The organism is Okeania sp. SIO2B9, from assembly GCF_010672505.1.
GTDB lineage: Bacteria > Cyanobacteriota > Cyanobacteriia > Cyanobacteriales > Microcoleaceae > Okeania > Okeania hirsuta.
In genome coordinates this window covers 1-3049 of sequence record NZ_JAAHGK010000949.1, presented here as the reverse complement: position 1 = coordinate 3049, position 3049 = coordinate 1, and the positions used below count along the sequence as shown (strand labels likewise).

Here is a 3049-nt window from a genome sequence, read left to right as displayed (position 1 = left end):
TAGTCCATTTAATATCTTTTTTTATAGGCTTTTCGAGCATTTTTGCATCTTTACCTTTTAAGATTTTTCTTGCCATAAACTACTCCTTATATTAAAAATGACGATACTGTTCAATGTAATTTATTTTGATTTTAACTATTGTACAAAACTGAAGCAAGTTAAATTTTATTCCCAATCAAAATTCATTCCTAAATATTCCTCTAACCTCTGATTATGAGGTTGAAAATATTCACTCAACCTCTGGCGCATCTCATTACTTATTGATGAATAAGACCCAGGGTTTAACTTTCTATATTCTGAAAGTTGATGTTCTGGCAGTCCTAAAAATTCAAAAACTTGTTTCATTGTTTCTACAGGTTTTTCATAAAGGTCTTCTCCTTTTAAAATAAGTAGTTGTTCTCTGGGAAATATTGCTAACCATTTATTGATAAATTCTATATAAATACCACGCCCTATATAGTTACCTGGTTGCTGCCAATAATTTTTGCCTCCCTCTGGTTTTTCGGGATTTTTTCTGAGTATTTCTAACTCGGAATTTATGGCTGTTTCAAAGGTGCGGTCTTCCCAATTTAGTCTAATCCAATGATGGTATTGAGAGAAGGCTCTATCTATAGGATTTCTCAATATTACTAATAGTTTTACTTCTGGAAATACATTGTATATTCGCTCGGCAGCTTGATGATTTTCTAAATAGTTAGGGGTTGCTTCTCCGGTGATAAAATTTTCTGATTTAGGAATTGGAGGAAAGTGGGCAAGATACCAATTAATTCCTTTGTTGAAGTCTCGATACCAGAAATGAGTCTCTTTTTTTATTGCTGGTATAACATGGGGGTTTTGAGCTATGTAATTTTCTAGTGAAGTTGTACCACTTTTTTGAGCACCAATAATAATAAAGTTAGGACCTCTGGCATTTTGTAAATTCCAATGATTTTTAACAAAGGAAGGATTAAGTTGACGGGTTTTGTTGTAGGAGGCGGTTTGATAATTTTTGATTGCTGCATCTAAGTTTCCTGTTGCTGTGAGAATTTCTCCGAGGTTAATGTAAGACCAAATACTGTCTTGATTTTCTTGAGTAATTTTTTGAAATAATTCTAATACTTGCTGGAGCTTTCGTTGTTTAATAATAAAATTTAATAAGTTTGAATAGAAGAAAAACCAGGGATATTCAGGTTTGAGTTGAATGGCATTTATGTAAGTTGTTATGGCTTTGTCGAATCTCTGAAGTTTGAAGAATATGTTGCCTAGTTGATAGTGATGACGGAAATTTTTGGGATTTTTGTTGACGGTATTTTGGCAGTTAGTAAGTTCCTGGTCTAGTTGATTTTTTTTGTTTTCTAGTTGAGCCAGTTTGTTAGTAATTTCTGGATGATTTTGCTGGACTTGCAAACCCAGGTTATAAATTATTATTGCTGCATTAAATAAATTTTTCTGTCCTAGTAAGTTTCCTAATTTTAAGTAAAATTCTGGTGCTTCTGGCTGAATTGATAATTCTTTAATGGGGCTAGATTTTTGTGGTTGAGGGTTTTGAATAATCTGGGAATAATAGTTAATAGTTTCTGGTAAATTTGATTGAGATTGTTGTTCGAGGGCATATCCTAATTTTTCATGGATATTTGATAAATCTTGATTAATTTTAAAGGCATAAAGAAAAGCTACTACTGCTTCATTCCACCTTTGTAACTTGATTAATGTTTCTCCTAAACTGTAGTAAGACCAGAGAAAATCTGGATTTAATTGAATAGCTTGATGGTAAGCAAGGATGGCTGGCTCTAATTCTTCTTTTTCTTGAAAAATATTTGCTAATTTATGATGAACCACCCAAATTTCAGGCTGTAATTCTATGGCTTTTTGATAAGCAGTAATTGCTGCATCTAAATTTTTTTGATTGACTAAAGCATCTCCAAGACAATGATAAGTAACAGCAGTTTCAGGGTTTAGTTGAAGTGCTTGTTCATAAGAGGAAATTGCTTTTTCCCACTGCTGAATATTGGCGAAAGCTTTGCCTAAGCTGTGATGAGACCAGGAAAATTTGGGATTAACTTGAATAGCTTTTTGGTAGTTTAATATAGCTTCTTGCCAATTTTCTTCACCACTATAAATTTCTCCTAAATTATGATGTGCTTGGGATAGATTTGGATTTAATTTAAGTGCTTGTTCATAACAAGCGATCGCTTCTTTCTTTAGCTGGTATTTTAATAGAGTTTTTGCCAATTTCAGATATTCTAAATCTGTTGCCCATTCTGGTTTTAAATTCAGTGCTTTATACCAACAAGAGGCAGCTAATTCTGGCTTATCTATTTGATGCCATATTTGTGCTAGGGCACGATAAGCATCGGCAAAATTTGGTTGTAGTTTAGTGGCTATTTCGTAGCAAGTAATAGCTTTATGCAACTGTTGTTGTTTGACATAAATTTTACCTAAATTTGCATGAAGTTCAGCTAGGTTTGGTTGTTTTTCCAAAGCTTTGTTATACCAATCAATAGCTGAATCTAAGGCATCTATTTTTTCCATTATTTGCCCTATTGTATTACTAGCAGGTGCAAAATATGGAACTAATTCTAAAGCTTTTAAGCAAGTAGCATAAGCTTTTTCAAAATTTCCTTGAGTTAGATAATGTTCTGCTTCTTCGTTAAATTTTAATGCTGCTGCTTCTGGGTTTTCCATTCAGTTAATGTTAGCCATACTTACTTCATTAATGATTATATCATTAGACATCTTCAGAAAAGAAAGAGTAGGGAGTAGGGAGTAGGGGTAAATAATTGATAAATAAGAGTGCGATAATTGATTTTATTTTTTATTATTGGAAATCTCTATTAGTATTATTAACCTTAGAGCGCAGTGAGTTAAATAATTTTTGCAAGTTTCATTAAGTCTAATAGTTTCTGCAAATTAACAAGAATATCTTTATGGAATGGTTGACCAGAAAAGTATTTATCAAATTCATCACCTAATAAGTAGTAATATTCCAAGCCACATACATTGCTAACTATCCAATAGTATTTAACTATATATTCAGGAGCAAAAAATTCTATAACTTTAGTGCCAGAAC

General features: G+C 32.3%; 2 protein-coding genes. Both read right to left on the bottom strand.

All coding sequences use genetic code 11. The features are described from left to right. Positions 1-165: 165 nt before the first annotated feature. Positions 166-2664: a tetratricopeptide repeat-containing sulfotransferase family protein gene (locus F6K13_RS25855; protein WP_124146309.1), complete on the bottom strand. Its 2499-nt coding sequence runs from the start codon at positions 2662-2664 to the stop codon at positions 166-168. A 179-nt stretch (positions 2665-2843) separates the two neighbouring features. Continuing rightward, positions 2844-3049 (bottom strand): hypothetical protein (locus F6K13_RS25850; RefSeq protein WP_353735719.1); only part of this gene is annotated, 206 nt, incomplete at its 5' end.

Coding starts and splice junctions, on each gene's coding strand:
- F6K13_RS25855 (WP_124146309.1), bottom strand. CDS start 2,664: ATGGAAAACCCAGAAGCAGCAGCATTAAAATTTAACGAAGAAGCAGAA.